The sequence below is a fragment of the Pelorhabdus sp. sgz311002 genome, assembly GCF_056134285.1.
In genome coordinates, this window is record NZ_JBWBCL010000003.1 from 212,203 (window position 1) to 238,382 (window position 26,180).

General features: G+C 42.9%; 28 protein-coding genes. 8 read left to right on the forward strand and 20 right to left on the reverse strand.

The window, feature by feature from the left end:
* Positions 1-237 precede the first annotated feature (237 nt).
* The 4 genes from AC0NJP_RS06810 (at position 238) to AC0NJP_RS06825 (ending at position 4,272) form a co-directional block, all read left to right on the forward strand.
* Positions 238-2,565, forward strand: coding sequence for an anaerobic ribonucleoside triphosphate reductase (locus AC0NJP_RS06810; RefSeq protein WP_474699387.1), 2,328 nt, complete (start codon positions 238-240; stop codon positions 2,563-2,565).
* Between the two features lie 189 nt (positions 2,566-2,754).
* Positions 2,755-3,213: an acyl-CoA thioesterase gene (locus AC0NJP_RS06815; RefSeq protein WP_474038720.1), complete on the forward strand. Its 459-nt coding sequence runs from the start codon at positions 2,755-2,757 to the stop codon at positions 3,211-3,213.
* 135 nt (positions 3,214-3,348) lie between these two features.
* Positions 3,349-3,600, forward strand: a complete 252-nt coding sequence (locus tag AC0NJP_RS06820; protein ID WP_474699273.1) for a hypothetical protein — start codon at positions 3,349-3,351, stop codon at positions 3,598-3,600.
* A 129-nt stretch (positions 3,601-3,729) separates the two neighbouring features.
* Positions 3,730-4,272 carry an ECF transporter S component gene (locus tag AC0NJP_RS06825; protein WP_474699274.1) on the forward strand — a complete coding sequence of 181 codons (543 nt, stop codon included), beginning with the start codon at positions 3,730-3,732 and terminating at the stop codon, positions 4,270-4,272.
* Positions 4,273-4,344: 72 nt separating this feature from the next.
* On the opposite strand, the gene AC0NJP_RS06830 is transcribed toward AC0NJP_RS06825, so the two are convergent.
* The 6 genes from AC0NJP_RS06830 to AC0NJP_RS06855 form a co-directional block, all read right to left on the reverse strand.
* Positions 4,345-4,974 carry a hypothetical protein gene (locus tag AC0NJP_RS06830; protein WP_474699275.1) on the reverse strand — a complete coding sequence of 210 codons (630 nt, stop codon included), beginning with the start codon at positions 4,972-4,974 and terminating at the stop codon, positions 4,345-4,347.
* Between the two features lie 102 nt (positions 4,975-5,076).
* A complete protein-coding gene (locus tag AC0NJP_RS06835) occupies positions 5,077-7,185 on the reverse strand; it encodes a methyl-accepting chemotaxis protein (RefSeq protein ID WP_474699276.1) in 2,109 nt (702 codons plus the stop codon).
* Positions 7,186-7,363: 178 nt separating this feature from the next.
* On the reverse strand, positions 7,364-8,425 hold the full coding sequence (locus tag AC0NJP_RS06840) for an aldose epimerase family protein (RefSeq protein WP_474699277.1): 1,062 nt from the start codon (positions 8,423-8,425) through the stop codon (positions 7,364-7,366).
* The gene (locus AC0NJP_RS06845; protein WP_474699278.1) at positions 8,426-9,430 is read right to left on the reverse strand and encodes a TRAP transporter substrate-binding protein; all 1,005 of its coding nucleotides are present in this window, start codon (positions 9,428-9,430) and stop codon (positions 8,426-8,428) included. It lies immediately after the preceding gene.
* A 91-nt stretch (positions 9,431-9,521) separates the two neighbouring features.
* Complete coding sequence (locus AC0NJP_RS06850) at positions 9,522-10,811, reverse strand: TRAP transporter large permease (RefSeq protein WP_474037546.1); 1,290 nt, start codon at positions 10,809-10,811, stop codon at positions 9,522-9,524.
* Position 10,812: 1 nt separating this feature from the next.
* Positions 10,813-11,310 (reverse strand): TRAP transporter small permease, encoded by a 498-nt coding sequence (locus AC0NJP_RS06855; protein WP_474037544.1) that lies wholly within the window; start codon positions 11,308-11,310, stop codon positions 10,813-10,815.
* Between the two features lie 227 nt (positions 11,311-11,537).
* Here AC0NJP_RS06855 and AC0NJP_RS06860 point away from each other — a divergent pair, with 227 nt between their 5' ends.
* Positions 11,538-12,965 (forward strand): ATP-binding protein, encoded by a 1,428-nt coding sequence (locus AC0NJP_RS06860; protein ID WP_474699279.1) that lies wholly within the window; start codon positions 11,538-11,540, stop codon positions 12,963-12,965.
* Positions 12,966-13,058: 93 nt separating this feature from the next.
* On the opposite strand, the gene AC0NJP_RS06865 is transcribed toward AC0NJP_RS06860, so the two are convergent.
* The 4 genes from AC0NJP_RS06865 to AC0NJP_RS06880 all read right to left on the reverse strand — a co-directional run bounded on the left by AC0NJP_RS06865 (position 13,059) and on the right by AC0NJP_RS06880 (position 15,436).
* Positions 13,059-13,307: a hypothetical protein gene (locus tag AC0NJP_RS06865; RefSeq protein ID WP_474699280.1), complete on the reverse strand. Its 249-nt coding sequence runs from the start codon at positions 13,305-13,307 to the stop codon at positions 13,059-13,061.
* Between the two features lie 81 nt (positions 13,308-13,388).
* Complete coding sequence (locus AC0NJP_RS06870; protein ID WP_474699281.1) at positions 13,389-14,102, reverse strand: DNA alkylation repair protein; 714 nt, start codon at positions 14,100-14,102, stop codon at positions 13,389-13,391.
* A 2-nt stretch (positions 14,103-14,104) separates the two neighbouring features.
* A complete protein-coding gene (locus tag AC0NJP_RS06875; RefSeq protein WP_474699282.1) occupies positions 14,105-14,938 on the reverse strand; it encodes a deoxyribonuclease IV in 834 nt (277 codons plus the stop codon).
* A gap of 24 nt (positions 14,939-14,962) precedes the next feature.
* Complete coding sequence (locus AC0NJP_RS06880; RefSeq protein ID WP_474037537.1) at positions 14,963-15,436, reverse strand: YbaK/EbsC family protein; 474 nt, start codon at positions 15,434-15,436, stop codon at positions 14,963-14,965.
* A 118-nt stretch (positions 15,437-15,554) separates the two neighbouring features.
* On the opposite strand from AC0NJP_RS06880, the gene AC0NJP_RS06885 reads away from it, so the two are divergent.
* On the forward strand, positions 15,555-16,112 hold the full coding sequence (locus AC0NJP_RS06885; protein WP_474699283.1) for a spore coat protein: 558 nt from the start codon (positions 15,555-15,557) through the stop codon (positions 16,110-16,112).
* Between the two features lie 73 nt (positions 16,113-16,185).
* Here AC0NJP_RS06885 and namA read toward each other — a convergent pair whose 3' ends face one another.
* From namA to AC0NJP_RS06900, 3 genes are all read right to left on the reverse strand, one after another.
* Positions 16,186-17,202 (reverse strand): NADPH dehydrogenase NamA, encoded by a 1,017-nt coding sequence (gene namA / locus AC0NJP_RS06890; protein ID WP_474037534.1) that lies wholly within the window; start codon positions 17,200-17,202, stop codon positions 16,186-16,188.
* Positions 17,203-17,296: 94 nt separating this feature from the next.
* Positions 17,297-17,824: an energy-coupled thiamine transporter ThiT gene (gene thiT / locus AC0NJP_RS06895; RefSeq protein ID WP_474699284.1), complete on the reverse strand. Its 528-nt coding sequence runs from the start codon at positions 17,822-17,824 to the stop codon at positions 17,297-17,299.
* Between the two features lies 1 nt (position 17,825).
* Positions 17,826-18,563 (reverse strand): thiamine diphosphokinase, encoded by a 738-nt coding sequence (locus AC0NJP_RS06900; protein WP_474699285.1) that lies wholly within the window; start codon positions 18,561-18,563, stop codon positions 17,826-17,828.
* A gap of 355 nt (positions 18,564-18,918) precedes the next feature.
* Here AC0NJP_RS06900 and AC0NJP_RS06905 point away from each other — a divergent pair, with 355 nt between their 5' ends.
* Complete coding sequence (locus AC0NJP_RS06905; RefSeq protein WP_474699286.1) at positions 18,919-19,773, forward strand: hypothetical protein; 855 nt, start codon at positions 18,919-18,921, stop codon at positions 19,771-19,773.
* 38 nt (positions 19,774-19,811) lie between these two features.
* On the opposite strand, the gene AC0NJP_RS06910 is transcribed toward AC0NJP_RS06905, so the two are convergent.
* The 4 genes from AC0NJP_RS06910 to AC0NJP_RS06925 form a co-directional block, all read right to left on the reverse strand.
* Entirely contained in the window at positions 19,812-20,612 is an 801-nt protein-coding gene (locus AC0NJP_RS06910) for a C39 family peptidase (protein ID WP_474699287.1), read from the reverse strand.
* Between the two features lie 94 nt (positions 20,613-20,706).
* Positions 20,707-21,858, reverse strand: a complete 1,152-nt coding sequence (locus tag AC0NJP_RS06915; protein WP_474699388.1) for a sensor histidine kinase — start codon at positions 21,856-21,858, stop codon at positions 20,707-20,709.
* Positions 21,851-22,546 carry a response regulator transcription factor gene (locus AC0NJP_RS06920; RefSeq protein ID WP_474037524.1) on the reverse strand — a complete coding sequence of 232 codons (696 nt, stop codon included), beginning with the start codon at positions 22,544-22,546 and terminating at the stop codon, positions 21,851-21,853. Before AC0NJP_RS06920 ends, AC0NJP_RS06915 begins: the two co-directional genes overlap by 8 nt.
* A gap of 131 nt (positions 22,547-22,677) precedes the next feature.
* Positions 22,678-23,031, reverse strand: a complete 354-nt coding sequence (locus AC0NJP_RS06925; protein ID WP_474037523.1) for a CGGC domain-containing protein — start codon at positions 23,029-23,031, stop codon at positions 22,678-22,680.
* Between the two features lie 183 nt (positions 23,032-23,214).
* Between AC0NJP_RS06925 and AC0NJP_RS06930 the strand changes: the two genes are divergently transcribed.
* Entirely contained in the window at positions 23,215-23,862 is a 648-nt protein-coding gene (locus tag AC0NJP_RS06930) for a TraR/DksA C4-type zinc finger protein (protein WP_474699288.1), read from the forward strand.
* Positions 23,863-23,871: 9 nt separating this feature from the next.
* Here the strand turns inward: AC0NJP_RS06930 and AC0NJP_RS06935 are convergent, their stop codons facing one another.
* The 3 genes from AC0NJP_RS06935 to AC0NJP_RS06945 form a co-directional block, all read right to left on the reverse strand.
* Positions 23,872-24,900, reverse strand: a complete 1,029-nt coding sequence (locus tag AC0NJP_RS06935) for a threonine aldolase family protein (protein WP_474699289.1) — start codon at positions 24,898-24,900, stop codon at positions 23,872-23,874.
* 190 nt (positions 24,901-25,090) lie between these two features.
* On the reverse strand, positions 25,091-25,312 hold the full coding sequence (locus AC0NJP_RS06940; protein WP_474037519.1) for a hypothetical protein: 222 nt from the start codon (positions 25,310-25,312) through the stop codon (positions 25,091-25,093).
* A 183-nt stretch (positions 25,313-25,495) separates the two neighbouring features.
* Entirely contained in the window at positions 25,496-26,179 is a 684-nt protein-coding gene (locus AC0NJP_RS06945; protein WP_474037518.1) for a response regulator, read from the reverse strand.
* Position 26,180: the final 1 nt, after the last annotated feature.

The following is a 26,180-nucleotide window of genomic DNA, read 5'->3' on the forward strand; positions in this document are numbered from 1 at the left end:
TTTGGCCTTATGCTTCGCTAAAACCTATTTGATCGTATCACAAACTTTTTCAACTGACAAGAAGCAACTCTTTTTATGAGCAAAAATCCCGCTTATCGCGACTTTAGCGCAATACAGCATCACCATATATAGCTTTCCACACATTGACAAACACAAGATATAGTATTATCATAATTCTAGCAAATTTTTATACAAGCAGGGGGGAAAGGGCTGGGTAAAACTGCAGCCACATGAATGATGATAACAAGTATTGTAAAACGCGACGGACGAGAAGTCCCTTTTAACTTAGAAAAAATTACAAATGCTATTGTAAAGGCGATGCAAGCAGTCAATGCTGCTGATTCGAAGGAAGCGCTGGCTTTAGCCATCAAAGTAACAGAACAGGTAGAACAGCAATCAGCAACAAAAAAAACACCTCCCTTAGTCGAAGAAATTCAAGACGTAGTCGAACAAGTATTAATTGACGCAGATCTATCGAAAGTAGCCAAAGCTTATATTTTATATCGGGCCGAACGGACCCGCGCCCGTGAAATGAATACGCGCTTAATGAAAACCTATGAAGAAATTACCCATACTGATTCGAAAGAAAGCAATCTAAAGCGCGACAATGCTAACATCGATGGCGATACGGCCATGGGCGCCATGCTCAAATACGGCTCCGAAGGAACAAAAATTTATAATGAAATGTATATTTTAAAGCCGGAGCATTCCAAGGCCCATCGTAGCGGCGACATTCACATTCATGACTTTGACTTTTATACGTTAACAACAACTTGCTGTCAAATCGACATTCAAAGACTATTCAAAGGCGGTTTTTCCACCGGCCATGGTTACTTACGCGAACCAAATGATATTGCCAGCTATTCAGCCCTTGCCTGCATTGCCATTCAGTCGAATCAAAACGACCAGCACGGCGGACAAAGCATTCCTAACTTTGACTATGGTTTAGCTGACGGGATTCGCAAAACTTTCGCCAGAAAATACTTAGAAAATCTCTTAAAAGCGCTAGAAATCTCAACCGATCTTACTGTAGCTGACGCTGAAGCGATCATGCAAACTCATAAAGACTTGTGGATAAATCTCCAGCTCCGTCCGGAACTGGCAAATCAAAATAACTATTTAGCTGAAGAAGCTCGGCTATTACAAAATACTATTGATCGTGACAAACTCAGCCAAGCCCAAAAGTTTGCTATGAAAAAAGCAATTCAAGAAACAGATCGCAGCACCTATCAAGCCATGGAGGCGCTGATTCACAATTTAAACACCATGCATAGCCGTGCTGGCGCTCAAGTTCCCTTTAGTTCAATCAACTATGGAACAGATACCTCCCCAGAAGGCCGCATGGTTATGAAAAATATCATGCTGGCGACGGAAGCTGGTCTTGGCTATGGCGAAACACCGATCTTCCCGATTCAAATCTTCAAAATTAAAGAAGGCGTTAACTATAATCCTGGCGACCCCAATTACGATTTATTTAAGCTCGCCTGTCGCGTCAGCGCGAAACGCCTCTTTCCTAACTTTTCCTTCATTGATGCTCCCTTTAACTTCCAGTACTATAAAGAAGGGCATCCCGAAACAGAAATTGCCTATATGGGCTGCCGTACTCGTACGATTGGCAACGTTTATGACCCCAGCCGTGAAATCGTATTCGGTCGCGGCAATTTAAGCTTCACTTCGATTAATCTGCCGCGTCTTGGTATTTTAAGTCAAGGAAATATTCAGGATTTTTACGCTCGCCTTGATGAACTGATTCATATGTGTACTACGCAGCTCCTTGATCGCTTTGAAATTCAATGCCGTAAAAAAGTCCGTAACTTCCCCTTCCTGATGGGTGACGGCGTCTGGATCGACTCTGAGAAATTACAGCCAGATGACACGCTTCGCGATATTCTCCGCCACGGCACTCTGTCGCTTGGCTTTATCGGTTTAGCAGAATGTTTAAAAGCCCTAATTGGAAAGCATCACGGTGAATCTAAGCAAGCTCAGCAACTTGGCCTCGACATTATTGGCCACATGCGTCAGAAAATGGACGAAGCTGCCCAAAAATACAAGCTTAATTTCTCGCTGATCGCAACCCCAGCAGAAGGACTTTCTGGACGTTTTGTTGATATCGACCAGAAAAAGTTTGGCTCTATTCCTGGCGTAACTGATCGTCCCTACTATACGAATGGATTCCATATTCCTGTTTATTATCCCATTAGCGCTTACGAAAAGATCCAGTTAGAAGCGCCATACCATAATCTTACGAATGGCGGTCATATTACTTACGTAGAATTAGATGGCGATCCAACAAAAAATCTGGAAGCTTTTGAATCAGTAATCCGTTGCATGAAAGAAAGCGGTGTCGGCTATGGCTCTATCAATCATCCTGTAGACCGCGATCCCGTTTGCGGCTATAATGGCATCATTAACGACGAATGCCCTAAATGCCATCGTCATGAAGACGGCGTATCATTTGAACGAATTCGCCGCATTACCGGCTATCTTGTCGGAACACTTGACCGTTTCAATAATGCGAAGCGAGCCGAAGTAGAAGACCGCGTTAAGCATCTCGGCTCTCGCTAAAAAAAGAACCTGCAACTCGTTTGCAGGCTCTCTTTTTTAAAGAAATCTTTACAAAAGAATGCAGGAAAATTACCCTAATGGAAGAATTATTATTTTATAATTTGTTTTGTCTTATATGAATCTACTTCTAGGAGATGGAATCTTGTGAAAAAATCTTCCGCTGACTCTAAACTAGTCATTAGCGAAGTTATGATGCCAAGCCAAGCCAATGTAGCTGGCAATATTCATGGCGGTGAAATCATTAAATTAATGGACTCTACGGCTTATGCCGCAGCTAGGCGCTTCGCCCGAACCAATGTCGTTACCGCCCGAGTTGATGAACTGGAATTTCATCTGCCTATTTTTATCGGCGATTTAGTAATATGTACCGCTCAAGTTGTCTATGCGGGCCGCTCTTCTATGGAAGTCGCTGTAAATGTAGAAGTAGAAGACTTAGAACATGAAGGCCGCCAAAAGGCCCTCTCGGCCTTTTTCACGATGGTGGCCATTGATAAAAAAGGACGCCCCAGCCAAGTTGCAGAACTAATTCTCGATACCCCGGAAGAAAAAGCTGCTTTTGAGGAAGGCAAACGACGTTATGAGTTTCGTAAAGCTAAAAAAAACCCTAATATAGTTTGCAAAATGGAATGTACCCCCGCTGATGAATAAAACCAAATATAAATACTCGAAAACGCTTGGAATTTTTTCTTCCAGCGTTTTTTTATGTCTGTTCCTTGGACTGAGCTGCATATAGTAAAACAAGAATCAGCGACTTTCTACCAAACGTAAAGGAGGTCAGCCTCTATGCCCACTCTCCTGTCGACCTGCCAGCCCACTATTCCCGTTGAAGCCCTAGAAAAAAAAGCCCACGAAATTGCATCAACTTCCGCCAAAGGAACACTTGCCGCCGGGAATGGCGTAGTCTTATTTACCATGTTCGTTTTCGAAGAACTGATCGAAGAGTTGGCAAAGAATCCAGCCATGAATCTGGCACAATTAATCACATTAGCCAATAGTATTGCTTCATTAAACAGTAGTTTACAAGTTGACCCCTAACCAAATAGGGTTTGTTTAAAAACAGCATTTTTTATGAAGAGAGTCTGGCAATCAAGCGGGAAAGAGAGTACAATAAATACCAATGAATACTCTTAGATTAATTTTTTTCATTCAGGAGGCTTCCCCGCTATGAAAGCATCACGAACTATGACAACAAGAGATCTTATTTTTATTGGTATTTTATCGGCCTTATGCGTCATTGCCACAACGATCAAAATTCCTTTACCAACAGGCGGTATGGTTCATCTCGGCTCAGCCTGCCTATTCACAATTGCCATTTTATTTGGCGGCGTTTATGCTGGTTTTGCCGGAGCAATCGGCTCCGCTTTTTTTGATCTGCTACTTGGTTTCTCACCCTATACGATCTGGTCGTTTATTATTAAAGGCGGTGCTGGTTTTCTAGCTGGCTGGATTGCCCGAGGAGTGTGGCCAGAATCATCGCACAACCAATTTCATAACCAACAACGCCCCACGAGTCTGTGGCGCGCTTTGCTAGGCTGTATTGCCGCAGCAATCTGGACCTTAGGCGGCTATATTCTAGCTTGGTGGCAAGTTACAGGCAGTCTCACTATCGCCTTTGGCAATGCGCCAAGTTCCTTAATTACCTCTGGCGTTGGCATTTTAGCTGCTTTACTCTTAGCACCAAAACTAAAAAAAGCCTTAAAGCTATAAACAATTCGCTATGCCAGAAATTCGAAGGGCTGTTGCATGAAAGCAACAGCCCTTCGTTTTGTAAAAATCGCTTTAAAATTTATGGTTAACGCCAAAACTGATTCCCTTGGTGTTAACATTGCCAGCTACTTTATTCTGATAATCATGATAGCCTGCCTCTAGCGACGTCTGACTGTCCATAGCATAAACAATGCCGGCCTTTAAATCACCAATATTTTCGGATTTTTTATAAGACGCATAACTAGTTAACTGTGCTGTAATTGGTTGTTCGTAGGCAATACCGCCAAACACTTCATTTGTTGCTGCCGAGCCATAATTAGAGGCGATCTCTGATTTAAAGCTGCCTGCAGCCAAAGCAAGCTGCTTTGTCAATTGATACTGTACGCCCAGTGCCGTCGAATTGAAATGAAGTCCCGTTAGAGAACTACTATAGACTCCGTTAGAGTAAACATTAAAATCACGGCTATTCGAGCGGAGATATTCCCCGGTCAAACTAACCTTATCAGTTAAACCGTAAGCAGCTTGATACGCATTGCCCTTAAAAGCGCCTAAATTTCCTAACCCGTTCATATCGGTCTGCAGATTTTCATAGGAATATCCGAGCGATATCTGGCCACTTGCTAAATTGGAATCTGGTACTGCCGCAAAAGCAGTACTTGCCAAGGCTAAAGAAAGAATCGTTGCGCTTAATATTTTTTTCACGGTAAAGCCTCCTGTATAGTATAAGCTAGTGGGAGAACGAAACACATTCTGTCCGTTCCCTTAACTACACTATAAGGGGTACTTCTTTGAAATTCTTTTGAATTAGACTATAAATTTACTTACCGTCTCCCGCGTCGTCTCAGCTAATTTAGCCAAAGTTTGGCTCGCTACAGCAATTTGCTCCATAGATGCCGACTGTTCCTGGGCGGCAGCGGAGATACTCTCTGTCTTTTCAGCGATATCCTGGCCTAAGGCATCGGATTGATAGACGGCATCTACAATCATCCGGCTGTCCTGCACGACTCGCTCCATAGGACGCGATATATCGCCAATTTTATGATAAACCTGCTCAACCTTCGCTACAATATCTTGAAAGGCACTCCCAGCTTCTTGCACAATCGCTACGCCGTTCGATACCTCTTCGGTACCGTTACGCATAAACGTCACAACGGAGCGAGTATTTTCCTGTATTTGCTCAATAAGCATTCCAATCTGTTTCGCTGCCGCCTGCGACTGATCAGCTAGTTTCCCCACTTCGCTGGCTACAACAGCAAACCCGCGGCCATGCTCCCCAGCCCTTGCCGCTTCAATGGAAGCATTTAAAGCCAACAGATTCGTTTGGCTGGCAATTTCAGCAATAGTATGAATAATCGTTTCAATCTGTTCAGAACGGCTGTTTAAAGCTTCAACAAGCTCAGACGATTGATTAACCGTCTGAAAGATATGATCCATTTTTTCTATGGTCTTTTGAATAACGTTGCCGCCAATCTGCGCTGTATCAACCGTTTTTTCTGCTGTCGACACAACCGATGAAATATGATTTGAAATTTCCTCCATGCTATGAGTAATTTGTTGGACCATTTGTTCACTCGCCTTAATACACTCAAGCTGTGCTTTCGCGCCATCGGCTACCCTAATAATATTCTGGGCAATATGTTCAGCGGCCTGAGCTGACTGATCGGAACTAGACGTCATTTCCTCCGAGGAAGTAGCCAGATCGTCAATGTTAGAATGTAGCAAACTGACTAAGCTACATAAAGAATTTGTCATCTTATTAAAATCAGCGCCAATAGCCGCCATTTCATCATGAGAAGCAATTGTAATCGAAGCGCACAAATCGCCTTTGGCCACTGCTTCCGTAGCGATTTTCAGTTTTTTTACATTTTCTGAAATAGATAAATGGAGCGCATAAAAAACATAGAACAGCAGTCCTAATAGAATGATCAGGAAAACTACAATCACTCTTTCTATATTTTCCTGCCGTGACAACCGCTGCTGCAAAGTTTCATCTAACAGCTTCATCCCTTGATCATAAAAAACGTAGGCGCCTTGAATCATATCTGTCGTTGTTTTAAAATAAGTCTGAGAATCTTGCGAAATAGATGAAGCTCGCAAAATATCCTTATCTAAAGTGGTTAAAAGACCATTCATTTGCCCGGAAACAGCTTCACTCCCAGCAGATAGGTTTTGTGAAAAAACCAGGCTTTGCTGATAGACGATCTGGAAACCGAACCCAAAAGTTTGTGAATTTCTTTCTAATTCTTTAGCAAGCAGCATGATATCAAGTCGATCTTGCTCTGTTATCGCCTTTTTGGCAAAAATCCCGGCTCCTTTACCGCGCGCTTGCCCCATCAACTCAATCGTAGGAAGCAATACCTCATTCAAATTACTAATCAAATAGTTTGTGTCCAGCTTAGGATCTATGGCTAAATTCGATTCAACACCAATGGAACGATTGAGAAGCAGAAGTTGCCCAATTAATAAGGTGTGGCGGCGAAAACTATCAGAAGCGGTAAACCGTCCCGCCCCGCTCTGTAGTTCACCCCATTCACTCAGACTAGCATTCAGCTGTTTTTCGGCTTGTGCTGAAAGCGGCATTTTCACTTGAAGCTGCGTAATCTTTTGAAAATCTCCAGAAATCTTTTCGCGCTTTTCTATTAATTTATTACCAAAAGACTTGTCACCACTTAAATAAGCATTGGTCATGCCGCGATGTTGCTGTATATCATCAATCAGTTCGCGAATGGATTGACTATAAGCGACTCCCAAGCGCTCCTTGGCTAAAAAATTAATTTGTTCATGAACCTGATTTACGATCATATATAACGCCAATAGCAGGGGAATCAGAAAAATAAGTCCTACAAGCAAAAATTTGCGTGAAAAAGCGCTCTTATCTAAGATATACAAAATAGGTTTAAACAAGCCTTTCATGCGAATCATCCCCTCTCAATTGAATAAAAAATCCGTCCTTTTCAAATTTTATTCTATTTTAACATTTTTCGACATTTAGGTATAAAGTCCCTGCCGCATTACAAAAAAAATCTGAAAATATTAAAAAGATCCTCCTGACGAAATTTATCATCAGGAGGATCTTTTTATCACGTATTTTCTAATCAGAGCTAAATTGATATACCGTCGTAGAGGTAAACTTTTGTTCTGGCAAAAGAATGGTACTGGGGAAATGTCCCTTATTAGGTGAGTCGGGAAAATGCTGTGTCTCTAGGGCCAGCGCACTACGACAAAGATAAGCCTTACCGCCTTTCCCCGTGTCACGCGGCGCTGTTCCCGTTAAATAATTGCCAGAATAAAATTGCAAGCCCGGTTCAGTTGTGAAAATTTTCATCAACCTGCCGCACTTTGGTTCATAGACCGTCGCCGCCAACGTCAAGGCGTCTGGCTCTGGTTTATTCAGCACCCAATTTAAATCATACCCCTTGCCATAGGCTAACTGTTCATCCTGCCAGTCAATTCGTTCGCCAATGGTCCTAAGCTCCCTAAAATCAAAGGGCGTATCAGCAACAGAACGAATTTCGCCGGTGGGTATCAAATCTTTGCCTACAGGTGTAATAAAATCACCATTAATAAGAAGTTGATGTCCTAAAATAGAAGGATTCCCTTCGCCAGCTAGATTCCAAAAAGTATGATTCGTAAAATTAACAATCGTAGGCTGATCAGTGACGGCCTCATAGTCAAGGCGCAGTTCCCCTTGATCGGTCAATCGATACTGAACTTTAAAATCACAGGTTCCGGGATAGCCTTCTTCGCCATCCTGAAAGGAATAAGTTAGACTCAAGCAATTTGCCGCTAGTTGCTTTGCCGTGAAAACAACAAAACGTGATCCGGCCACCCCGCCATGCAAATGATTTTTTCCGTCGTTTAGTGACAGTTGATAACTTTTCCCTCGCAAGGAAAACATACCTGCACCAATCCGATTTGCAAAGCGGCCAATTGTCGCCCCCATAGAAGGCTGTCCGGCAAAGACATCGTCTAGTGAATCATAGCCGAGAACAATATCTGCAAGCTTTCCCCGGCGATCTGGTGTTGTTAATGAAACCAGACGACCGCCATAATTTGTAATTTGCGCTTCAAATCCCAGCTGATTCGTTAACGTAAATAAAGCAACATCCTTGTCGGCAATACACGCCTTATAAGCTGCTTCCTGGAGCTCCATTTACTGTACCGCCTGAATTTGAGCAATCACGTCTTTATATTCAGGATAATTATTATACATTGGTTCTACTGCTTTGCGGAAAGGCGCTTTATCGGGGGTTGATATAATAACGCCTTTATTTTTCAACTCATTAATCGATTTTGTCGTGTAATCAGCCCATACTTGCTTTTGGAAAACACCCGAATCAATGGCTGCCTGCATCACAATTTTCTGATCTTCTGGCGAAAGTGTATCCCATACCTTTTTACTCATAATAACAACTTCTGGAACCATAGCATGTTCATCTAGTGAAAAGTACTTACAGACTTCATAATGTTTTGCTGACCAAAGACTCGGCGGATTATTTTCTGCACCGTCAATAATGCCTGTTTGTAACCCACTATAAACTTCACCATAGCCCATAGCGGTTGCCGAAGCGCCTAAAGCATTGACCATATCCACAAAAATCTTACTTTGTTGAACGCGAATTTTTTGCCCTTGCGCATCAGCTGGTGAATTGATTGGTTTATTCTTGGTATAAAAACTCCGCGCTCCAGAATCATAGTAAGCCAAGCCGATGAGATTGCTCTTTTCCATTTCCTTCAACATGTTCTTGCCAATATCGCCATCTAATACCTTCCAAAAATGTGTTGCATCACGGAATAAAAAGGGCATGGAAAGAACGCCCATATTCGGTGAAAAACTAGCTAGCGGCGCCGAATTAACACGACTGATGGCGATGGTCCCCATTTGGGTCATTTCAATCGTTTCTTTTTCGCCCCCTAATTGACCACCGGAATAAACTTGCATTTTAATTCGTCCCTGCGTTCTTTCGTCTAGAAGCTGGGCCATTTTTTTCAAACCGAGTACGGTAGGATAATCATCGGGCTGATTGTCAGCTGCTTTGAAAACAATCTCTTTCTTTTGTACTGGCGCTTGTGAAGAGGAGCCGCAGCCAACAAGCAATGCCGTCGCTGCAAAAACTCCCAGGATCCCTGCTGTCATCCATTTTAAGTGTTTCATCATGCACCCTCCTTTTGTAAGTAGCCCAAAACCATCAGTGACGTCTATTCCCTCCTTTATATTGAATTAAGTTGGACTGCTTCGCCAGCTCGCCTCAAGGCATAAACAGTTTCGGCAAAGTCATAGTCACGGCCGGAACATAGGTTACGAGCAGCAAAACAATAATTAAAACCGGAATAAATAATAAAATAGCCTTAACTGTACTTTCCAAAGTACATTTCGCAATAGCACACCCCACAAAAAGAGCTGTACCGACTGGCGGGTGAACTAAACCAATCGATAAGTTTAATAACAGCATAATGCCAAAATGAACTGGGTCCATACCAATACTTATAGCTATGGGCAGGAAAATAGGCGTTAAAATCAAGATAGATGCCGCCATATCCATAAAAAAGCCAATAATCAATACAAAGAGATTAATAATTAAAATAACATAAGCAGGGTCACGCGTAACCGAAGCAATCCCGCTAGCAATCGTTTGCGGAATATGTTCATAAGCCATAATCCAGCCAAAGGCCGATGAGGTAGCCACCAGAAAAAATACCATACCACAAGTAACAGCGACCTTTTCTAAAATCTCTGGCAGAGCTGACCATTTCAATTCTTTATAATAAAATACCGTAAGCAATAGCGCATAGACACAAGCAATGGCCCCAGACTCTGTCGCGGTAAATATCCCTGAAACAATGCCACCAACAATAATAATCGCTACAGTCAAACTAAGAAAACCGTCTTTTAAAGCCAGCCACGTTTCTTTTAAACTACGCGCTGGTTCTTTGGCATAATTGCGCTTTACAGCAAGAAAATAGCTGACCGCCATCAAACCTAACGCAATAAGCAATCCTGGAATATAACCCGCCAAAAACATGGCGCCAATTGATACCGTTCCGCCAGCCGCTACGGCAAAAATGATCGCATTATGGCTTGGCGGCAAAATAATACCTGTCGTCGAAGAACAGACGGTAACAGATACAGCAAAATCCTTCCCATAGCCTTTTCGTTCCATCATCGGAATTAATACCGGACCGACAGAAGCTACATCCGCTACAGAAGATCCAGTAGTTCCGCCGAAAAACATGCTTGCTACAATATTAACCATAGCTAAACCGCCGCGCATGCGCCCTACAAGAACATTGGCAAAATCTACAATGCGTCGAGCGATCCCGCCTTGTGACATAATATGACCAGCCAAGATAAAAAAGGGGATTGTCATAAGCGGAAACGAATCCAGTGAGGCTACCATTCTTTGCGCCAGCGGTGTAAGCGGAATATCGGAATAAAAACAAGTTATCAGCGAAGAAATTCCTAAACTAAAAGCAATCGGTATGCGAAGCACCATTAACAGAATAAATGATCCAAGTAGTACTACAACTCCTAAATCCACTTTACTCCCCCCCGCCTTGCCGCAACAATCGCACGAGTCTTTCCAGAGAAAAGATCAGAATTAAAGCAAAGCTCACAGGTAATGCCGCGTAAACGTAAGCAACAGGAATATGAAGCGCTGGCGAGGTTTGTTGCAAAGTGAGTTCCACCATGGAAAGTCCTTCATTAAATAAAATGCCTGTATACGTTAAAATCAATATGTATTTTAAGATAGCTAAAGGGTGCTGCAACACCTGAGGAAATAAATCGGCAAAATAATGCAGAGCCATGTGAGAATTGCGACGGACGCCTACGGCAATTCCAATCATGCCAAACCAAATCATTAGATACACAGCTAATTCTTCCGACCAAGGCGGCGTATACTTTAAAACATAACGTTGAAACACTTGATAGGACACTAGGGCAACCATTGTTATAGTAAGAACAACCATAACGAATTCAGCAGTCCTTGCTAAATAACCAATGGGGCCATGAAACTCCTCTACTTCCTCGCTTTTCATAAAGGAAACCTCCTTCTTGGTTAGCTTTCTCCCTGCAAGTTAATTCACTTAATTAATTATATATTTTGATAATTATATTTTTTTTAAGAAATTCCTGCTGACTCGTTTGAATTTTTTGCATAAATTATTGCCGACTTTGTTTTGCTGTAAACAAGGAAATACTTTAAGCTAAATCGAAATCTGTATCATTAAGTAATTTGATATTTCTAGAAATGAGCGATCTTCCTATGATCCTACCGTCTTGGCCTCACCGCAACTGGACGCAAATCCCCTTCATTTTGCTTGTCGTCGGCCTTTCTTTGCTGATTCGAAAAATATTCTTAGCGCAATTAGGCGCCACTCTGCCTTACGTAACTTTTTATCCTGCCGCTTTTTTAGCCGCTCTTTTCGGCGGATTTCGCGCGGGGGTAGCCGCCACGCTTTGTTCTTTAATCGCTGCTTATATTTTTATTATTGATATCCGATCTATTCCGAGTTTCAAGATCATTGACTATGTGATTCAAGCTGCTTTCCCGCTAATTTCTATTGCCAACTCGTATTTAATCGAAAAAATTTATTTGATACGCGATCGTGATCGAAATCATTCCCAAGACTTGCTAAAAGTCAATCAAGATCTATTACAACAAAAAACTAACTATCAAGCTTTAGTGGAAAATCTCCCCTTTCTAATTATTCGATTGAATAAAAACCTAGACTTTTTATATGTTAATCCTTTATTTGAACAAGAAACCGGTAAGACACTGATTGAGCTTACGGAAAACGCTTGGTCTGTTTTAGGAATTCCTACTGATACATTTACAACCTTTCAACAGCATGCCCAAACTGTCTTTAAGACAAATCAAACCATCCAGTATGAAACCTCACTCAATTTATCGAAAGGGCAAAGCCACTATGCTGTATCAATTATTCCTGAAGGCGGCAGCGGTTACAAAACAGAAACAGTCTTAGTTGTAGCCAGAGACTTAACAGAAGAAAAACAGTTACAAAAAGAATTAATCCGTTTAGATCGGCTAAATATCATCGGCGAGATGGCGGCAAGCATTGGTCATGAACTGCGTAATCCGCTAACGACGATTAAGGGCTATTTGCAATACTTTTCAAGTCGAAATATTTATCCCCAGCATAAAGAACAATTTGCAACAATGATCGAAGAATTAGACCGCGCCAATGCCATCATTACCGAATTTTTATCGCTCGCTAAAAACAAGGCAATTACCCTTGAAATAACCAATCTAAATGAAAATATCGAAGCAATCCTGCCGTTATTGCAAGCCGAAGCGAATCTTTCAGAACATACGATTCATTTGGAGCTAGAATCGCTTCCGACACTTTTGCTTGATAAAAAAGCAATTCGCCAAGTTCTCCTAAATCTTGTCCGCAATGCTTTAGAAGCATCACCGCCAGGCGCTCCCATTCTAATAAAAACAACGGCCGAAACAGACGGTATCTGCTTATCTGTTCGCGATTTCGGCCTCGGTATTCCCCCAGACGTTATGGAAAAATTAGGAACCCCCTTTGTGACCACCAAGGACAATGGAACAGGCCTTGGTTTATCTGTCTGCTATCGAATTGCTGACCGCCATCACGCTAAACTAGAAATCACGACAAGTCGTAAAGGAACGATGATTGCCGTAAAATTTCCACCGCCGACTTAAACTTTGCTATGTAAAAGGGACCTGCAACGAAAGTTGCAAGTCCCTTTTACGCTTTTTCCTAGTTTGTTAAAACTGTTAATAGCTTAGTTGTTACTAATGGTCCTCATGAAAAACCTGCCGAATGAAAAACATCGTATCCACAGGCGATGTTTTTGCTTCATAGCCTAAATCAAAAAATAATTGTCTTACAAATTCGCCCTCAGTCTCAGAAACTGCTTGGACAGTTTTCATTTCCCTAAGGACTTGTTTCAATTCACCGCTATCCATCAAATCCATAATTTTGCGGCCTTTATCAAGACCGATCAAGAATAGAAAAATAGCAACTTTTCGTACGTTATTCATAGAAAGTAATCCTCTCACTATTAAACAAATTCATTGATTCATGCTGCAGCGTAGCGCAAATTCCGCCTTTAGCGCTGGTCCTCAGCGTTGTTTTTGGGACTTAGCGCTAGGTCGCTTCATGGCGCGAATCGCAGCTTTCGTTTCCGGGGAAATACGATAAGATTCAGTAATTTTCTGCAGTGCTTTATTATAGGTAAAATCATCTAACTGATTGGCTTGAAGATATTCATTTGTTGCATCAGGTAAATGAATATAACAAAGTGATAACGCCCAAGCTACCGCCATTTTTACATAATAGCCCTCATGGCTGATTTGATCAAATAGCGAAAAAATCTGCGGCAAATAGGCTTCTTCAATATAAAACTCTAAGATCATAACGACAGCAAAACGCACCTCATATTCTTGCTGTGAAAAAAAGTAAGGCTGTAGAAAAGTCCAGACAGCCGCTTTATGGTCGTGAGTAAATTTTAATCCGCCGCAGAAACTATCACAGACAGACCAGCTATGAATTTTCGGTACAAAAGCAGTCACATAAGCGAATCTTTCCGGCAACTCCATGGGAGCATAACCGATCACCATTCCCTGTATCATTACTTCTTCAAAGTAATCACTCGGCGCTTGCGCCAAAAAGGAGCGCCAATCGCCGCGAGCAATTTCTTTGGCTAACTGTCGGAGCTTAGGCAACCGTACTCCCAGAATCGTTTCTGCTGCAAGGTTAGGCAGCAAAGAAGCTGAAAATTTCTGGTAGTCCTTTTCCGCCAAGCACAAAAGTTTTTCCCGTAAATTTTCCGTCATCGTTATACCTCGTACAGCGAACGCAACAAAGCGATTTCAGCGGCATACCCTTCATTATCATTCGGCGTTTCCAGGAAAAATGGCAAATGCTTCAGTTTAGGATGATTAATAATACGTTGAATGGCAGGCAGACCTAATGCGCCTTCACCGATTTTTTCATGGCGATCTTTATGACTGGCAAAAGGATTTTTACTGTCATTTAAGTGAATTGCTTTCAATTTTTCTAGTCCAATCACCGCATCGAATTCGCTGAGTACACCATCAAGATCATTCACAATATCATAACCAGCATCATAGACATGGCAGGTATCAAGGCAAACACCTAGTTTTCCAGGTAGCTTCGTCAATTCAATAATCGCTTGTAATTCCTGAAAAGTGCTGCCAACTTCAGAGCCTTTTCCCGCCATCGTTTCAAGTAACACTGTCGTAGTCATAGTCTCTGTCATTGTCCTATTTAATAACGCAGCAATCAGCGAAATACCTGCTTCTATGCCTTGTCCTACATGACTGCCGGGATGAAAATTATAATAATTATGGGGCGTATACTCCATGCGGTTTAAATCATCCGTCATGGTCCGAAAGGCAAAATCCCTTACTTTTTCATCGGCCGAACAAGCATTGAGCGTATACGGCGCATGAGCCAACAAGGTCGTAAATTCTTGCTCCTTAGCCAAAGTTAGAAATTTGGTAACATCCGCTTCATTAATCTCTTTTGCCTTGCCGCCCCGGGGATTGCGGGTAAAAAATTGAAAAGTATTGCCGCCTAGGGCGACAGCTTCTTTTCCCATATGAAAATATCCCTTAGCGGCTGACAAATGACAACCTATATTTAGCATAATCTTTTTCCTTCCCTGACTTTTCTATTCTTGCCAGCCTTTACACACATCAACCCATTCCTGGCACTTTGCATAGTTTTCTAGTTCAGGAATTGTTAGCTCAATGGCGCTATTGGCACTGCCACAAGCAGGAAATACAGTGGTAAATCGCTTCAAAGATACATCCATATATACTGGAATGCCTGTATTTATACCAAAGGGGCAGACACCGCCGACGGCGTGACCAACTAATGGTTCCACTTCGTCAAAACCTAGCATTTTCGCTTTTTCTCCAAAAAATTCTTTATATTTACGATTATCAATTTTAGCATCACCAGCAGCAACTACAAGCAGTACACTCTCGCCGGATCGAAACGACAGGGTTTTGGCAATCCGCTCTGGCTCACAATGCAAGGCCTGCGCTGCTAATTCGACTGTCGCACTTGATTCAGCCAGCTCTAATACGCGTTCCGTCATGCCAAATTGTTTAAAATAATTTTTTACCCGATCAATTGACATAGAAACCTCCTGAAAAGCTTGTTTTGTTTATCATTATAGCATTGCACTAAAGAGGGTACAATCTGCATGATCTCCTTTCCGGCGGGAATAATAAGAAAAAATCAAAGGAGGCCATTCTATGCCATTGAGTCAAAAAGAAAAACAGTTGCTGCAAGATCAAAAATCGCATGAAGAAGTCTGTATCAAAAAATATCAAGCTTACGCCAATCAGGCAACCGACCCGCAGCTTCAGCAGTTATTTCAGTCTTTCGCTCAAAAAGAACAAACCCATTTACAGACTATTAACTCCCTCTTACAAGGTCAGACTCCCGCTATGAATCAAACATCAGCAAGTAGCTCCGCCCAGAATCAAAGCTCGTCCGCATCATCCGGTCAAGCTACTTCATCCAGTCAGTCTGGAACATCAAACAGTCAAGCTTCGATGACTTCGTCCAAGGCAAGCACAACATCACAAAATACTTCTACCACAGCTACTGCCTCTAAAGAAGATGCAACGCTTTGCTCTGATATGCTTATGACCGAAAAATATGTTTCCGGCGCTTACAATACAGCAATCTTTGAGTTTACTGATCCCCAAATTCGACAGACTTTAAATCATATTCAAAAAGAAGAACAAGAACATGGCGAAGGCTTATTTCAGTATATGAATAGCCACAATATGTACCAGGTTCAGTAATATAAATGGCTATAATCTCAGTAAAAGAAGCACTGCTAAAATTTATTCTAGCAGTGCTTCTTCTTATGCTCACTTAGCGGTAACGACTCCGTTCATAAGGTTTTGGCCAAATAATGTCTTCTCTCAGTTCATGGGCGGTAGCAAGCGGCCAGTAGGGATTTCGAAGCAATTCCCGTCCCAAAAACAGCAGATCAATCCCCCCTTTAATGATCTGTTCGGCTTGAACCGCCTCGGTAATAAGACCACCGCCAATAACAGGAAGTCCCGTAAGTTCTTTGATTGTCATAGCAAAGCCGATTTGATAGCCAGGATAGGCTTTAGGCGCAAGGGGCGTTACAGCACCAGAGCTCACATCAATAAGATCAATTCCCTTTTCTTTCACCAAATTCAGCATAACAGCAATATCTTCTGGAGTATTTCCTGCAGTATCATAATCGTGAGCTGATACACGCACAATGAGCGGCATTTCAGCTGGAATCACCCGACGGACAGCCTCAATGACTTCGCCTAAAAACCGAGCTCGATTTTCCGGCGATCCGCCATATTCATCGTTTCGTTGATTGGCTAATGGCGAAAGAAACTGATTAAGAAGATAGCCGTGAGCTCCGTGAATTTCAATAGCATCAAACCCCGCCGCCACAGCCCGGCGCGCCGCTTGAGCAAAATTCATTGTAATTACCTGAATTTCCATTTTAGACAAAGCCTGTGGCATCCGATCTTCTGGCCCAAAGGGCACTGCGGACGGCGCTACAGGCAGAAGTGACTCCACTTGACTTTTCCGTCCCGCATGGTTTAATTGAATAGCAATTTTACTGTTATATTTGTGAACTTCCGTTACAATTCGGCGCAAATTCGTCACTTGCTCATCATCCCATAGACCTAAGTCCTGTGAAGAAATTCGACCGCCCGGCTCCACTCCTGTCGCTTCTATGATAATCAGTCCCGCTCCGCCAACTGCCCGGGATGTATAATGGACAAAGTGCCAATCTGTCGCCTTACCATCAGCCAAAGCTGAATATTGGCACATAGGAGCCATCACAATGCGGTTTGCCAGAGTCATTTTTTTTAGCTGAAATGAATGAAAAAGCATAAGAAAAGCCCCCTTGATAATCATTTTCTATAGCTTCCACTTCGCTATAAAAACATTCTATCCTGCTATTCTAGCAAAGATTCCCCATAAAATTTTATTTTCCCACTGTCATTTGATGAATGAGCCGTTTCGTCGGCAAAACGATTAAGAATAGCAAGCAAATAAGGAGCTCTGGTACAAGGTAAGTGGCATTAAACACAAAAGAATACCAGTAAGGTGACATGTCTGGCGGTGCGTAGCTAGCAAAGAAAACAGCACCTGAAATAAAATGACAAAACAACCGTCCACTGCAACCAACTACCGCTCCCAGCAAAGGTTTCGTTTTAAAATATCCTGCTAATCCTAGCGCCATATAAGGTAAGGGATAATCAAAGAGAACCTGTATGGGATGGAGTATATAGGGATCTTGCAGCAAATTAATCAGGCCGTAAACAAATCCGCCTAGGTAACCGCCTATCGGTCCGTAGGCATAGGCAAGAAACAGCAGTGGCAACATGCCGCCTAACGTAATGCTGCCGCCTTGAGGCATATGATACAGACGGAACATATGTAAAATAACAGTCAGAGCTACCATCAACCCCACATGAACGATCATGCGGACCGTAATGATTGGTTTTCGCATATTAATATTTTCCTTCTTTCCGTTCCCAATTCAAATAGACGCCTAAGGCGCCTTCGCCAAGACTGACTTCAACTAGGTTTTCCGTGTCGTCCCTAGCTTGACTGCGATTACTAATCGCATAAGGCAGAGAATTTTTTAAGAGAACCTCTGTTAACGGCCAATGAACCCCAGCAATCGAAACGTCCTTGCAAATAGATGCTAACGGCAGCAGTGATATTACGGATGGGTTCTCAGCAAACTCCAAAGATACCGTTTCTCCTCCAGCAAGCAGCAGCAAAACTTCCCGCTCATCAGCGATTCCTAGCGTGCAAAGCCCCTGTTCTTTAAACCCCTGCAACGAATATACATTGCTAAAGGCATGATCAAAGCGGCCGCCCCATCCGCCTGTCAACAAAACTGCGTAGCCACTATTGAGCTGCTTCGCCCGCTGCAGGGCTAATTGCAAATCTGTTAAATCTTTTTCCGGCGGATGAGCTTCGATTGGTATAGCGAGCTTCGTCGCCCAACACCAGCCTGCTTCTGTCGCACTATCGCCATCACCAATCAACCGTTCTGGCTGAACGCCGCTATTTCTACAACTATCAACACCGCTATCAACAGCCCATACCGAAAACCTTGACGCAACTTGCTTCAACCAATTCTTGTCAGGCTTTCTCCCGCCAGCTACAATAAGCAGTTGATGCTTAGGCAATGTTCTACTAAATGTACACCGGACCTGCGGTAAATCTAAAACGCTCAATACGTTCCCTCCTGGTCATCCCTAATCCAATCTACTATTCTTACTTCTAGAAATAGTGAGTAGAGAGCATCGCAATCACGATTTTATTCGACGACAACCGATAATCCCCTGTTTTTCTTTGGCAATCCATTTAAATCAATTTTAACTTAAACTAACTAAAACAATTTCGCTAAAAGAAATAGGTTGGTTTTAATCTTGTTATTTTCAGTTATTCTAGAAAAATATTGCATCATGAGAAAAAGCATTTTATAATAAAAAAGAAATAATTGCACAATGAAGTGCCGACAGAAACATTCTGTCGGCACTTTTTTAATACCGCCCATATAAAACACATCACCAAAGGAGGCTATTTCTCATGAAGCATCCAGCTACAGCACTAGCCTTACTCCCTGCCCCTGGTAATGGACTCGGCCTTCTCTTTATGGAAGACGCCTTAGCAATGTCTAAACAAGCAGTTTCGGCGGTCGAAACAAACGCCGAGACCGCTTTCCCTGTGATTACACCCCTGCACAGGCGTCTTACTTCCCTTTACCTCGCCAACCCATTTTGGAACGACTTTCGTCTGCTAAATTATTTTGAAAAACAGGGTATCCCTTTAACTCATAGTAAGCTGAAACAACTGAAACAAGAGTGTTCCTTAGAAGACCGCGACTCCGTCTGCGCCACCTTAATCCATCTGACCACAGAGGGCGGGCTAGAGTTAACAGAAAATCAGCTTCGCTTTATTGAACGAACAAGGCCGGAATTTCGTGATCGAGATATACGCTCCCAAAAACCAGGTGAAGTACTACTGTATAAACGACTGTTCGGCCGCGGCCTTGGCAACTTTGGTCGTCTCTATTTTCACACCTTTGTTGATATGTATACCAAACAAGCTATTAGCCACCTAAGTCCCTATCGTACCATCGCTGCTGGAAAAAAAGTCTTCGAAACTCATATTCTGCCTGCCTATCGCGCCCAAAACTATCCAGTACTGACTGTTTTTCATTCCACGCAGGACAATAATGACTTAAAAGAATATCAAGCCATTAGCAAGCAAGACTTTCCTGCCAAAACGCCAGATTGGCTCCTTACCGACCGCAGTTTCGGCATCATCGAAAAACTAGAGCACTATCTTGTTCAAAAAGGCTTATTCAGTAAAACCCCAGAATCCTTCGCCGCATTACAGCATTGCATTGATCAGTGGCTGGAGGATTTCCCCAGCCACTGATGTCTCTCTGCTATATAATGATTTAGATCCGATTAAAATCATAATTGGGAAGGTTTAGCTACAAGCCACTGCTGCCTTTGCTGATCTTTGGGCAGCATATGAGCGTCAAACCACATATAAAAGAACTTTTCTGCTGGCATAACAACGTAGCCATCCTGCCAATGATCGGCCGTATCATATGAGTCAGCCAATATGACTACATCATCAGCAACCGTGTCGGTTCCTAAAGTGTCATAGCCAATGATTGCGCGCCAATGACCGCCCCAATCAATATTTTCTACAAGCACGGGCGTATTTTCTTTTAAATTTCCCACGACAAAATCTTTAAATTCTTTTGGTGAAGCAAAGGTCGTACCATCCTTACCAGCACTTGTCAGGCTTGACTTTACATCCCAGCCGATTTTCTTAAAAAACGTAACCATGCCTTTCGTATCTGTGCCGACTTCCGGCTTGGTTCCCATAATTTTGGCAATCTCTAATTCATTCCAACTGGTATTGTCAAAGTGATACAGCACCGTTAACGCAGCCGCAGGACCGCAAGTAATTTCGGTTGTCTGCTGATAGGTCTTATAATTTGTTAAAATCGTAAGAGTTTCTGATGATTTCATATGGTAGAAATCAAGCTTTGTATAGTAAGGTGAATTTTTAACATTCCCGATTCCCTGATAGGCAGAAGCACCTTCCTTTGTTGTGTCAAAGCCGCTTGGATAAGGTATTACAGAACTTTCTACCATCGAATTAGCGATTTCGCCGGAAGCCGCCGCTACCCCAGCGCCAAAAACTCCATAAACGCCTAGAGTTACGGCCAAAAGAACTGTTCCCCATACTTTATTACGCATCAAATCACTCCTTTCTAGATTTACTATTCGCCTAAAATTTTGCAAAATCCTGTAGCGGTCTTGCCAACAAGAAACCGCTTAATTACATGCGATTTTATTTTTCGCAAGGAAGCAAAACTTGAAATAGACTACCTTCACCGGCTACACTTTCCACTCGCACTTGTCCGCCGTGATTTTCCACAAGCTGCTTTACAATTGCCAGCCCAATACCGGAACCGCCACTTTTACGATCTCGCGATTTATCACCGCGGTAAAAGTGATCAAATACATGAGGCAGATCTTCCGGCGAAATGCCTGGTCCATGATCTTTTACCGTAACCTTTAGCCACGAAGCTGTTTTCTCTGCCTGAAGCGAAGCCGCCACCTCAATTTCTCCGTCTGACGGTGAATACCGAATGGCATTTCCTAAAATATTATAGAAGACCTGACACATCCGGTCTACATCCACTGTAACCTGCGGTAAGTTTTCCGCCAAAATCAGATTAATACTTAGGTGTTTTTCTTCCGCTAACGGTCGCAGCATCGAAACAGTTCTAGTAAGTAGCTGACTCAAATCAATAGATTCTTTCTCCAAAACCAATTGGCGAACTTCTGCTAAAGATAAATCGCGCAAATCCCGTATCAAGCGATTTAAACGAACAGCCTCTTCATGCAGCGAGCTCAATTGTTCCTTGTTCGGTGCAATAACTCCGTCAACCATGGCCTCCAGATTCCCCTGGATAATTGCCAGTGGCGTCCGCAGTTCGTGGGCAATATTAGCGAGCAGTTGCCGTCTTAACTGATTGTTTGCCGCAAGGGTTTCCGACATGCGATTAAAGATCACAGCCAAATGACCCACCTCGTCATTTGCTGTAACCTGAACCGTTTCGCCTAAATGGCCTTGCTCAATCTGTTGGGCCGCCTGACTGAGTTTCCGCAAGGGAATCGTAATACTGCGGGCTAATAAATAGCTGACAGCCAACGCGACAAGCAGAATAATCAACCCCACCCAAACAAGCGATTGATGAACCGATGATAAAAAAACATCCTCTAAGGGACCCATTAAGATAGCTTGTCCCGACTGACCATTCATACTATGAAGCATCGGTCCGCCATGATTCATCTGCAGTTGCTGCCCGACTAAATACTCCTGAAACAATTGCGTCATCTGATAATTAGCTAGATAAATTAGAACTAAGACCGTTACAGCCACAATGAAAAAAGTTAAGCCTGTGATGCGGTAGGTTATGCTCTGTAGCTTATTCATAGCTGCCACTGGCAAATTTGTAGCCAACTCCATACACCGTCAAAATCCACTGCGGTTCGCGGGGATTTTCCTCCAGCTTGCGGCGAAGATTCTTAATATGAGCGTCAATCGTCCGTTCATACCCTTCAAAACTATAACCCTGGATTTGTTCAACAATTTGTAAGCGGCTAAAAACTTTACCAGGATTGGCAGCGAAAAGCTCCAGCAATTTAAACTCTGTCGGCGTTACCTCAATAAGCTGATCACCTTTCTTTACTTGATAGCCCACAAGATCCACGGTCAATTGACCAAGTCGAATCGCTTCTCGACCCGATACTTCTTTATAAGAACGTCGTAAAATGGCCTTTGCCCTAGCTACGACTTCTTTCGGACTAAAGGGCTTCGTCACATAATCATCGGCGCCAATCTCCAATCCAACTAGCCGATCACTTTCTTCATCCCTAGCTGTCAACATGAGAATCGGTAAATCGCTTTCCCGCCGGATCTTCCGACAGACTTCCCAACCATCAAGACCTGGCAGCATCAAATCAAGAATCATAATATCAGGCTTTTTTTCTCTGGCGGCATTTAAAGCATCAAGGCCGTTAGCCGCCTTATAAACAGTAAAACCTTCTCGATCAAAATAGGTTTGCAAAAGCTGCACGAGCTTTATATCATCATCAACAAGTAAAACCGAATAGGAAGCCAACTTGCATCATTCCTCCTTATTGCCCCGCATCATTTCCTGGTAGGTTTGTAATTCTCTTATTCTTCTTATCATAGCAGGCAATTATGAAAAACTCATGAAGAAATTCTGCCAAGCTGCTAATTTCTTCTATTCTATCTTACTTCACCACGTTCCAAAATCAAAGCAGTCTTTGTTTCGCCAACTTCCTGACCGTGAGTATACCCGACAACAGTAAAATCTTGTGCTAGCCTATTAGCCCACGCTTCATAGTTAGGATCTTTGCCTCTCACACAAGAAGAAAGATGTACTACATCAACCTCTTTTTTCTTTAAGGAAGCAATTTTCTTTTCCATATCGCCGCCGTTATGGGTAAAAGCGACAAGTTCTACTTCTTCCATCCCTTTATAGCGGGCAAAAGAATCCTGCCGCTGAAAGAAGGCCTTCATACAACCGCTGCCAGTACACCGCTGCAGCGTTTCTTCTCTTACAATAATTGCAATCTTCATAGTAAGTTCTCCCTTCTTTTTGAAAAAAGTTTTAATTAGATTCATCATAGCAAAAACGGCGACGCCAAACTATGACTTTCCTCACACTCTAAGACGCCCAAATACAAGCATAAAAGTCAGCTAAAGTTCAAAACTAAAGAAGATCACTTTGACCTTAATCTGCTGAAAAAGGGAGGATACTTTATGGATCACCATGCTTTAATTAAAGAAAGACTATTAAAATCCCAAGAAGCGTTACTACAAACTGCTAGCCGCCTGGAAGAAACCGGCCTTGGCGACACACTAGCAGATTCACTTGGCGAGCTTTCCTTATATGACAACCATCCTGGCGACATTGGCGATGAACTATTCGAACGCAGCAAAGATTTAGCTTTAAGAGACAATGAAGCGCTAGAACTCCGTGAAATTGAAGCAGCCCTGGCAAGATTAGAGCAAGGAACTTATGGAATTTGCGAACGCTGCCAAGAAAAAATTGAACCAGAGCGACTAGAGGCCCTGCCAACTGCCGCACGCTGTATTCGCTGCCAACACGAAATCGATGTCATTGATACGACACCCCGACCATTAGAAGAAGAATTGCTCATGCCGCCTTTCGGTCGTACTTTTTTAGATCATGACTCCGATGAAAACGTAGGTTTTGACGGCGAGGACGCCCTCCAAGCTGTATTAAAATTCGGCAGTTCCGATACACCGCAAGATGTATCAGGAACAAGAACATTTGATGTTTGGCCAGACAACGAAGAAAAAGCCGGACTGGTAGAGGCAACAGACGCCATCCCAGCTAGCATCGATGGAAAAAGGAACCATTCCAACGAGCCCAACCAAAGCTGAAAGTAAAAATCAACTTAAATCTTGAATTAAACTGTCCACATCAGACTGTTGTGTGGCCCAACTGGTACAAAATCGCACGGCACTGTGAGTCTCATCAATTTTTTCCCAAAAGGAATAGGAGTATTTATCCGCTAGTTTGGCTAACAGCGTATTAGGCAAAATGGGAAACTGCTGATTCGTCATCGAGTCATAGCGAAAGGCAAAGCCCTGGCGCTCGCAGGCTTGCCGAATTAGCATGGCCATAGCGACAGCATGATGGGAAATCTCGCAGTAAAGCCCATCTTCAAACAACGTTTCAAACTGAATTCCCAGCAGTCGCCCTTTTGCGAGCATGCCGCCGCGCTGTTTTATACTATAGCGAAAATCCTGCTTGAGTACATCATTCGTAATGACAACAGCCTCGCCAAACAGAGCGCCGACTTTCGTACCGCCAATATAAAACACATCACAAAGTGCAGCAATATCCGGTAAAGTCAAATCACTGCCGGGAGCCGCTAAACCATACCCCAGCCTAGCGCCATCAAGAAACAGCGGTAGGCCGCATTCATGGCAAACCTTACTTAAAGCGCATAGCTCCGCCTTCGTGTAAGTCGTGCCATTTTCCGTGGGATGGGAAATATAAACAAGCCCAGGCTGCACCATATGCTCGAACGAAGCATCATTTTTATGCGCCTCATAAAGCTCTTTTACTTGCTGCGCTTGAATCTTGCCATCATCACTTGGCAGCGTCAACACCTTGTGTCCAGTCGCTTCAATGGCCCCTGTCTCATGTACGGCAATATGACCCGTCTCGGCTGCTACCGCCCCTTGATGGGGCCGCAGAATCGATGCAATGACAGTCGTATTGGTCTGTGTTCCGCCAACTAGAAAATGCACATCTGCCCTTTCGGCCTGGCAAGCCTTACGAATATACCCTCTTGCTCTCTCACAATGTTCATCGACGCCATAGCCCGGCGTTTGTTCCTGATTTGTTGCCATTAATCGCTGCATAATACGCTCATGAGCGCCTTCCGTATAGTCACATTCAAAACGTATCATATGTATCCCTCAATCAAGTTTTATTTTGCGTCTTTCTACCAAAAGAACTGCAACAATCTGTTATTTCGCGAAAAATCGGCTAAGTCCTATCACTAGCATAAAACTATACATGGCGCCGCAAAATGCATCCCCATCAAAAAACAGCGCCGCTCTAAGAAAATATCTAGAGCGGCGCTGCCTAATTTATTATTCAAAGATTGATTTTCTGAATCTCCTCATCCAACTCTTGAGACATGGATTGCACGTCAGCTTCCGTAGGCAAATCTATCGTTTTTTGATCTTCCGTATCATCAGGATTATCGAAAACCATAAAACCTGAGCCATCTTTATATTCATAGATTCCTTCCAATACATAGCCCAAATCACGATATTTGACGGCTTCGCTAATGAAACTGCTGCCATTTGCTTTCATAAATATCCCCTCCTCAAACGAGTGTTAACTACAAGGTTATGTCGTATAAACTAGTGACTATTTTGTGACTGGTTTACGACTTCTCTTCTTGTCTTAAGACTAACACTCGCCATATAAAAAGGGGATAAAACTTCCTATTGAAAACATAAAGAAATCATAAAAATCCTAAAGATCCTAAACCTCTTATGAAAACATAAGTCGATAGCCAATTCCCGATTCCGTAATCAAATATTTCGGCCTAGACGGCTCTGTTTCAATCTTTTGTCGCAATTGCCCAATATAGACGCGAATATACTGAATGTCATCGCTTTCTACGCCCCACACCGCTTTTAATAGCTGCCGATGCGTCAACACCTTGCCAGCATTCTTCGCCAGGACTTTCAATAAATCGTACTGAATTGGCGTCAGCTTAATCTCGTTTTCCGCTACGAAAACCTGATGTTTCACTAAATCGATCTTCAAATCGCCGCAGTGAAGCACCTCTTCATTCACTGAGCCAGAGTTCGCCCGCAAGGAAACACGAATTCTGGCCATAAGTTCGCCCACGCCAAAAGGCTTCGTCAAATAATCATTGGCCCCAAGATCAAGGGCTTCCACTTTTTCTGTTTCCTGGTCGCGTGCCGATAAAATGATGATCGGAGTTGTTGACCATTCCCGAATTGTCTTGATCACCGCCTTGCCATCCATATCAGGCAGACCTAAATCGAGCAAAATCAAATCAGGTTTGTGGGCTAAAACCTGGTCAATGCCGCTTTTCCCATTGGCTGCTTCTACAACGCTGTAGGAGTGACCTTCTAAAGAAACTTTTATTAATCTTCGGATTTGAATCTCATCATCTACAATCAACACTTTCGTTTGCTGTCCCATG